Annotated in this window: 8 protein-coding genes; 6 read left to right on the top strand and 2 right to left on the bottom strand. The window is 51.9% G+C overall.

What is annotated here, in order from left to right; translation table 11 throughout:
• Window positions 1-34 precede the first annotated feature (34 nt).
• The 6 genes from J1785_RS20680 to J1785_RS20705 all read left to right on the top strand — a co-directional run bounded on the left by J1785_RS20680 (window position 35) and on the right by J1785_RS20705 (window position 4874).
• Window positions 35-436 (top strand): NirD/YgiW/YdeI family stress tolerance protein, encoded by a 402-nt coding sequence (locus J1785_RS20680; RefSeq protein ID WP_165383683.1) that lies wholly within the window; start codon window positions 35-37, stop codon window positions 434-436.
• Between the two features lie 196 nt (window positions 437-632).
• Window positions 633-1730, top strand: coding sequence for an LLM class flavin-dependent oxidoreductase (locus J1785_RS20685; protein ID WP_217220472.1), 1098 nt, complete (start codon window positions 633-635; stop codon window positions 1728-1730).
• Between the two features lie 9 nt (window positions 1731-1739).
• Window positions 1740-2678 (top strand): ABC transporter substrate-binding protein, encoded by a 939-nt coding sequence (locus tag J1785_RS20690; protein ID WP_217220475.1) that lies wholly within the window; start codon window positions 1740-1742, stop codon window positions 2676-2678.
• A gap of 148 nt (window positions 2679-2826) precedes the next feature.
• Window positions 2827-3525, top strand: coding sequence for a DJ-1/PfpI family protein (locus J1785_RS20695; RefSeq protein WP_129990704.1), 699 nt, complete (start codon window positions 2827-2829; stop codon window positions 3523-3525).
• A 131-nt stretch (window positions 3526-3656) separates the two neighbouring features.
• The gene (locus tag J1785_RS20700; RefSeq protein WP_015697366.1) at window positions 3657-3884 is read left to right on the top strand and encodes a hypothetical protein; all 228 of its coding nucleotides are present in this window, start codon (window positions 3657-3659) and stop codon (window positions 3882-3884) included.
• A 135-nt stretch (window positions 3885-4019) separates the two neighbouring features.
• Window positions 4020-4874: a pirin family protein gene (locus tag J1785_RS20705; protein WP_217220476.1), complete on the top strand. Its 855-nt coding sequence runs from the start codon at window positions 4020-4022 to the stop codon at window positions 4872-4874.
• 60 nt (window positions 4875-4934) lie between these two features.
• Here J1785_RS20705 and oxlT read toward each other — a convergent pair whose 3' ends face one another.
• Both oxlT and J1785_RS20715 read right to left on the bottom strand, forming a co-directional pair.
• A complete protein-coding gene (gene oxlT, locus J1785_RS20710; RefSeq protein ID WP_217220477.1) occupies window positions 4935-6194 on the bottom strand; it encodes an oxalate/formate MFS antiporter in 1260 nt (419 codons plus the stop codon).
• A 254-nt stretch (window positions 6195-6448) separates the two neighbouring features.
• Window positions 6449-7618, bottom strand: coding sequence for a serine hydrolase (locus J1785_RS20715; protein ID WP_129951316.1), 1170 nt, complete (start codon window positions 7616-7618; stop codon window positions 6449-6451).
• Window positions 7619-7761 lie beyond the last annotated feature (143 nt).

Consider the following 7761-nt stretch of genomic DNA (forward strand, 5'->3'; position numbering starts at 1 on the left):
GCTTTTTATTACTGGAAATAAGCAGAGGAAACTGATGATGAAATCATGGATTATTATTTTGCTGGCCGCATTCGCTATTAATACACAGGCTATGGCCGATACCGGTGGCGGATTTAAAAGTGACGACACGCCCCCGCCTCAGCAAAAACAGGACAGCGGTAAGCGTGGCACGCAGGATGCCCATGAGAATAATGTTGCCAATATCCAGAAAACACAGTCGCTCAACTGGGTGACGATTGAAGGATATTTAATTAAAAAGACCGGTGAAGATACGTATATTTTCCGTGATAAAACCGGCACGATGAATGTGTTTATTAAGAAATCAGCCTGGGAAGGTCAGGAAATTACCCCTGCGGATTTGGTGAGTTTAAGCGGACGCACCGAAAAGAAAGGGCACGAAATAGTGCTGAATGCTGAGCATTTACGCAAACAATAACCGTTTCTGTATGCCTGCCTCCCCGGACTGGCCTTAAGGCCGGCCGGGGTGTCACTCCCCCGCCCCGGTGATGCACATTTTTCATATTAGCTTATGAAGATAATGAATTTCTCACATAGTAAGTTGCCGTTTATGGTGATAACTCCTGCCAGCGCAGAATGTCATCCGCTGGCCTCATCACGAGGAGTGACAGCCTATGAGCGTGCAATTTATTGGTATGATCGGACACCGTCTGGCTTCTGAAATCATCCCGCCGACCGGTCCCATTTTCGATAAAAAATACATTTCTGATTTCGCCAAAGCCCATGAAGATGCCGGTTTTGACCGTATTCTGGTGGCTTATGCCTCCGACCAGCCCGATGCTTTTCTGGTCACCGCGCATGCCGGGGCCAGTACATCCCGCATTCATTTCCTTCTCGCTCATCGCCCGGGCTTTGTCGCACCGACGCTGGCTGCGCGAAAGCTGGCGACCCTCGATCATCTGCTGGATGGCCGCGTGGCGGTGCACATTATCAGCGGTGGCAGCGATGCGGAACAACGTCGTGACGGCGATTTCGTGGCGAAGTCCGGCCGCTATCAGCGCACGGATGAATATATCGATGTGCTGAAACAGAGCTGGTATTCAGAAACCGGTTTTGATCATCAGGGCGAGTTTTATCAGGCGGAAAATGCTTTCTCCGCCATTAAACCTTATCAGAAAAAACTGCCGGTATTTTTCGGCGGATCTTCCGATGATGCCATCCGCGTGGCGGGCAAACAGGCCGACGTGTTTGCGTTATGGGGAGAGCCACTGGCCAGTGCCGCAGAAACGGTGGAAGCCGTGAAAGCCTCAGCGGCAAAATACAACCGGGCGATCAACTTCAGTATTTCCTTCCGCCCGATCCTGGGTAAAACAGAGGAAGAAGCCTGGGCGAAAGCCGATGAAATCCTTGCGAAAGCAACAGCCCAGCAGGCTGAAAAAGGTCAGACGCTGGCAGCTAAACCACAAAGTGTGGGTGCTCAGCGTTTACTCAATGCCGTTGCGCAGGGTGACCGTCTGGATTCCTGCCTGTGGACTGGCATCGCCGGGCTGATTGGCGGCGGTTCCAACTCTACGGCCCTGGTCGGCACGCCGGAACAGGTTTCCGATGCACTGCTCAAATATTACGATCTGGGCATTACCACTTTCCTGATCCGCGGCTTTGATCCCCTTAACGACGCCGTCGAATACGGCAAAATCCTGATCCCGCTGACGAAGCAGAAAATCGCTGCCCGTGAAGCCCGACAACACACCGCCGTTACCGCACTGAGTTAAGGAACCCCGATGCGACTGAATGTGAGAAATCTTTTTCTGCTGGTCACGCTGACCGGCGCCGTGTTTGCTGCCAGTGCCGGACAAATTACCCTGCGGGTCGCCGATCAGAAAGGCAACATGCGGGCACAGCTGGAAGCAGCGAATAAGCTGGAAAATCTGCCGTATAAGATTGAATGGTCAGAGTTCCCGGCCGCCGCACCGCTGGCAGAAGCGCTGAATGCGCAGGCGGTGGATGTGGGTATTATCGGCGATGCGCCGCTGTTATTTGCGCAAGCCGCAGGTGCGCAGGTGAAAGCCATCGCCGTGGATAAGTCAGACGCCTACGGCACCGCGCTGCTGGTAAAACCAGACAGCCCGCTCAAAAGTGCGGCGGATCTGAAAGGCAAAAGTATCGCGACCAACCGCGGTTCCATAGGCCATTTCGTTGCGCTGAAAGCCCTCGCCTCTGCCGGACTGAGCGCCAAAGACGTCACGTTCCGCTTCCTGCCACCCAGTGATGCGAAGCTGGCGCTGACGCAAGGTTCTGTGGATGTCTGGGCGACCTGGGAGCCCTACACTGCATTCGCAGAAACGCAGGATCACCTGCGTGTTTTAGTCAATGGTCGCGGTTTGTGGTCGGGTAACAGCTTCCTTGCTGCGACGGATACGGCACTGAAAGATAAGGCTAAACGCGAGGCCATCGCTGATTATCTGCAACGTCTGAGTGATGCGCAGGTATGGGCGTATAAAAATCTGGATACGTACAGCGAAAAACTGGCGAAAATCATCGGTTTCCCGCTGGAGGCCGCGAAGCTTGGGTTCGAGCGCCGTCAGTCCTACTGGCAACCAATAGTTGCCACGACCGAGACGCAGCAACAGCAAACGGCGGATTTCTATCATGCGCAGGGATTATTGCCCGTCGCACTGAACGTCGCCGGTACCTTTGATCACTCATTTCTGCTGAAATAATCGCGAAGAAACATGACAACTGCCTGTTGCATCCCTCCCCGAAAAATCGGGGAGGGATATGTAGCCATCCGGATGTTAATTGACTACTCTGCTTAATCACTTTCTTTGTCAATCTGGCCTCAGATGTCCGGCAAACAGGGAGCAGTAAATGAGCGACTTTCCGGCTTTATCAATCGGCATGCTTTTGTTTCCGCAACTTACACAATTGGATCTGACGGGGCCGTTTGAAGTCTTCGCCAGAGCACCGGGGGCCAAAATCCATCTTATCTGGAAAACGTCGGATCCCGTGACGTCTGACCGGGGCATGCGTATTTTACCCACCCATACATTTGAAAATTGCCCTGAACTGGATGTCATCTGCATCCCCGGTGGACCCGGCCAGATAAAACTGATGTCCGATGATGAGACGCTCACTTTTATTCGCCATAAAAGTGAAAATGCCCGGCTGGTGACTTCCGTATGCACAGGTTCTCTTGTGCTTGGCGCAGCTGGCCTGTTACAGGGGTACAAAGCCACGTCCCACTGGGCTTCGCTTGACCAGCTTACTTTACTCGGTGCCGAGCCCGTGAATGAACGCGTGGTCAGGGATCGCAACAGGATTACCGGTGCGGGAGTAACATCAGGCATCGATTTCGCTTTAAATGTCATTGCCGATATTTATGGCAACGACATAGCGCAAGGTATTCAGTTGCAAATGGAATACGACCCTGAACCGCCCTTTTTATCAGGTTCTCCCCGTGTTGCATCCGCGAAACACGTTGAGCAGGCCAAAAAAAACATGGCCTCCTTTATTGAGACAAGGCGACTCGCGACAGCCGCCGCAGGGCTTAAATTACCCAAAGGCTAGTTTATTCATACACAGATACGCTAAGTTTTCAGCGAGTTGGATAAACTGTGAACTGTCGCCCTGCAAGTAAAGCCCGGACGTGGTTAATAGAGGATGTCGCCCGAAATCAGGCTTAGCTAACAGGATGCAGCATGGAAAATTACGCCAACAAAAGCGGTGATTCACAGGTTGTCAGCTTCCAGATTGATGCCAATTCGATTAAAGTCCGCTTTAAAAATAATCACGTTTATCTTTATGACATCCGTCATCCCGGCCCTGAACATCTTGAAAAGATGAAGGAACTGGCGCGTGCTGGCTGGGGATTAAATACTTATATCGAAAGCGAAGTGAAAACTGATTTTTCATCCAAAGTATTCTGAAGTTTCCGGGGCGTCCGTGAGCCGGTCGCCCCTCAGAGCTCTCCTGAATTACAGCTTATTAACATTCATCTGTGACAACATCATAAAACCTCGCTAGTCTTCGTAAAAAGCCCAATGTTTTCCCGGAGCATCACCATGACCCGCAAAATTGTTCAGCAATATAAAGCTTATCGCGATGATATTCGTGATCTGCAAACCCGCCGGCCAGTCCCCGGACCGCAGCTCGAACAACTCGACCCTTTCCTGTTTCTCAATCATCACGGTCCGCAGGTGTATGCACCGGATAATCTCGGTCTGCCGTTTGGTCCGCATCCGCACCGCGGGTTTGAAACCGTGACCTTTATTCTCCGTGGTGAGCTGGCACACAGCGATACCGGTGGTCATGAAAGTATTATCGGCCCCGGCGGTGTGCAATGGATGACAGCCGGTTCCGGCCTGATCCATTCTGAACTGTCTCCGGAATCGTTTAAACGTAACGGTGGCGAACTGGAAATCCTGCAACTGTGGATTAATCTCCCTTCACGTTTGAAAATGACAGCACCGGGCTATGTTGGTTTACAGGCAAACGAAATCCCGCAGATCCCGCTGAGCAAAGGTCAGGGTACGGTCAATCTGATTTCCGGCAGCGTAGCAGGCGTCACCGGCCCGATCGCTTCACTCACCGGCGTAACCATGATGACGGTAGAAATGACAGCGGGAAGTGAAGTGACCTTACCGGCACCCGCTGCGCGACAGGTGTTTCTGTATACCGTGAAAGGCCGCCTGACGATTGAGGGTGACGAGGCGCAAGCCTGGCATCTGATTGAGCTGGATAACAATGAAGATCGCGTCATCATTACCGCAAAAGATGACGCCACGTTCCTGTACGGCCATGCCGATAAAATCAATGAACCGGTGGTGTCACACGGGCCGTTTGTGATGAACACCACACAGGAAATTAACCAGGCAATTCTGGATTATCAGGCCGGGAAATTTGATGTGAAGTTATGACAGGAAAGTATAAATATCAAAAAGGCACCGAAAGGGTGCCTTTTTGCTGTTTAAAGTTATTCAGTCACGGGCTGCCTGCATAAAACGGGCGCGCCAGGGTTTCAGTACCCAGAGTGCCAGAATGGCCGTGACAAAATCCAGCGTGATGGCACAGGTGAATACAACGTTCCACCCTCCCCTGTGCTGGTAAATCAGTGCCGCAAGCGGGCCGCCAAAAATGGATCCTATGCCCTGCGACATATACAACCAGCCATAATTGGCTGTGGCATTCTGACTGCCAAAGGTGTCGGTCAGCGTTGACGGGAACAAGGAAAAAATTTCTCCCCAGCCAAAAAATACCACACCGGAGAGCAGAACAAACAAGACAGCATTGTCGCGGCACATCAGCCATAAAATCATCGCACAGCCTTCCAGCGCAAATGCGATAAACATCGTCTGCTCACGACCAAATTTATCCGAAATAAAACCGAAAAGCGGACGTGTCAGCCCGTTGGTAAAACGGTCAATGGTCAGTGCGAGCGGCAATGCAGCCATGCCAAACACCACCGCCTCCGTGATACCAAAATCATGGGCAAACACCGCCATTTGCGATGTGACCATCAGCCCTGAAGTCGACATCATCGCCATCATGAAAAACATCAGCCAGAACAGGGGCTGCCTGAGCATTTGTTTCGGACGGTACTGTTTGCCTTCCGTAACCATGACCGGCACATCCTGACGTTCGCTGAGCGACGGCGGCAGCCGTAATCCCTGGCTGGCCAAAAAACCAATGACAGCGAAAATAACGCCAAAGACGATCAACGTACTTTCCAGCCCGCGACTGGTCAGTGACGTCGAAACCGGGAACGTGGTCAGAATTGCCCCCATGCCGTATCCGGCTGCCACCATTCCCGCCGCAAAACCACGTTTATGCGGGAACCAGCGCACCATCAACCCGACGACACCGACATAAACAATGCCGGTACCCAGTCCGCCGATGCAGCCATAGACCAGATAAAGGCCGGCAATGCTGCTGACTTGTGAGGCCAGTACCCAACTGAACCCTGATAACAGCGTGCCGATTGAAATCAGTTTCCGCGGGCCAAAACGTTCAATCAGGCTGCCCTGAAAAGGAGAAAAGAAGGTCTGCAGAATAATCAGTAGCGAGAACGTAACCTGTAACTCTGCCAGCGGAACCCCCAGTTTAAGCGCGAGCGGTTTAGTCAGCAGAGTCCAGACATATTGCGGACTGGAAATCGCCGCCATGCAAATCAGCCCCAGCACTAACTGCCGCCACCGTGCGCCAGCCGCGATTGTCATGGGCATATTCAATGTTGTCATTCGTCGTCTCCCTTATTTCCTGTCAACGCCAGCCAAAGATTTTTAACATTGCTAGCAAGAAATAAGTTCTCAGCAACAAACATGCCACATTGATTCGATAGGTTTTTCAGGTAATTACACCTGCCCTGTCCGACCGACAGTCATAAAGATGTCACGCCGGTCTTGCAGAATGTTCACCTGTGGTGCAGCAGGTGCAAAAAAAGAGCCTGCTTTTCGGGCAGGCTCTTTTTGCGTTTTGACAAGCGGGACAGCACTTAGATTTTCAGTTTCACATAATCAATCGCACGGCTGATGATCCCGCCCTGGGCAACATCTTCCAGCGCTACCAGCGGCACGGTTTTGATGACTTTGCCGTTATCCACAATATTGATACTGCCGAGCGCCTGGCCTTTCTTCAACGGTGCGTCAATTTGCGGATTACTCAGCACATACTGGGCTTTCAGTTTATCGGCATCGGCCTGCGGCACACTGATAAACACATCACTCAGGGAACCGACTTTGACCTGTGAATTCGCACCGAACCACACGTGTTCGTTGGAAACGGTCTGATCAGCTTTGAAAATCTGTTTACTGGTGTATTCGCGGAAACCCCAGGTCAGCAGTTTGCGCGCCTGTTCTTCGCGCCCTTTTGCACTTTTACCCCCCATCACAACAGCGATCAGACGGCGGTCACCCTGTGTTGCAGAGGCAATAATGTTGAAACCGGCGCTTTCGGTGTGACCCGTTTTCAGGCCATCCACCTGCAGGTTTTTATCCCACAAAAGTCCGTTACGGTTTTGCTGAGTGATGTTGTCATATGTCAGCGACTTCTCGGCATACATATGATATTCCTCGGGTTCCCCGCCGATAATGGCGCGGGAAAGTTTCGCCAGATCGTAAGAGGTGGTGTACTGCCCCGGCGCGTCCAGGCCATGTACCGTCTCGAAATGGGTATTGGTCAGGCCCATGCTGACCACGTACTGATTCATCATTCCTACGAATGAATCCTGGCTGCCCGCCACGTAATCAGCCATGGCTACGCAGGCGTCATTACCAGAAGTAATGATAATGCCACGGATCAGGTCACGTACGGTGACATGGTCGCCCGGCTTGAGGAACATCAGTGAGGAACCGGCCAGACTTTTATTACCGGCGACCCAGGCTTCCTGCGGAACGGTCACCACGTCATCCATGGTGATTTTTTTATGATCTAACGCGCGGTCAATGACATAACCGGTCATCAGTTTGGTCAGACTGGCCGGGTTACGGCGTTCATCCGGATTGCCGGCGGCCAGCACATCACCACTGGCATAATCCATCAGCACAAAAGACGCTGCGTCAATGCTCGGTGGCACGACAGGGAAATCCAGTGGTGCGATAGCTTTCGCACTGCCTGCGGAGAACATCAATACACAAGATAAAACACTCATTACACTACGTTTCACTGAATCTTCCTTAAACGCGCCATATTGCCGATCTATTAACAGACGGGGCAATATATCAAAAACCTATGGGATAAAAATCTGCGGCATAGGTTGCACTAAAACCCCCGTCAGAAAAACCCTTAGTCTTTTGCTAACCATTTCAT

It is taken from the genome of Rahnella perminowiae (genome assembly GCF_019049755.1).
In the GTDB taxonomy this organism is placed as follows: Bacteria; Pseudomonadota; Gammaproteobacteria; order Enterobacterales; family Enterobacteriaceae; genus Rahnella; species Rahnella perminowiae.

What these genes read in the sequence shown, in the direction of transcription:
- J1785_RS20695 (WP_129990704.1), top strand. Translation starts at nt 2,827, where the DNA reads ATGAGCGACTTTCCGGCTTTATCAATCGGCATGCTTTTGTTTCCGCAA.
- J1785_RS20680 (WP_165383683.1), top strand. Translation starts at nt 35, where the DNA reads ATGATGAAATCATGGATTATTATTTTGCTGGCCGCATTCGCTATTAAT.
- J1785_RS20690 (WP_217220475.1), top strand. Translation starts at nt 1,740, where the DNA reads ATGCGACTGAATGTGAGAAATCTTTTTCTGCTGGTCACGCTGACCGGC.
- J1785_RS20705 (WP_217220476.1), top strand. Translation starts at nt 4,020, where the DNA reads ATGACCCGCAAAATTGTTCAGCAATATAAAGCTTATCGCGATGATATT.
- J1785_RS20685 (WP_217220472.1), top strand. Translation starts at nt 633, where the DNA reads ATGAGCGTGCAATTTATTGGTATGATCGGACACCGTCTGGCTTCTGAA.
- oxlT (WP_217220477.1), bottom strand. Translation starts at nt 6,194, where the DNA reads ATGACAACATTGAATATGCCCATGACAATCGCGGCTGGCGCACGGTGG.
- J1785_RS20700 (WP_015697366.1), top strand. Translation starts at nt 3,657, where the DNA reads ATGGAAAATTACGCCAACAAAAGCGGTGATTCACAGGTTGTCAGCTTC.